This window comes from Streptomyces sp. NPDC031274 (assembly GCF_055570235.1).
On the sequence record NZ_JBVIHP010000078.1, the window covers coordinates 1 to 308 of the forward strand.

Genomic DNA, 308 nt, shown 5'->3' on the forward strand with positions numbered 1-308 from the left:
ACAGTCCGGGCCGCGGTGACGGCGGGGGGCGCCACGGCCACGTCACGCCACGAGAGGGTGAAGAAGGAAAGCAGGGGCCGCCCGCCGCCCTCGCCCTTGCCTGCATCGGTCACGTCGTCGCGATGCAGGCCGATCGAGCAATGGACGGTGCCGACTTCACAGAGAGCGGCCAGCATCCGCTGCCCTGAGGCGAGTTGAGCCACGAAGCTTTCTCGGGTGGCATCGTCAGGGGCCGCGTCCAGGAGTGGGCCAAGGGCGGCACGCAGCCCGTCGACGCCGGGGGTGTCGGGCAGGTTCAGCAGGGCGGC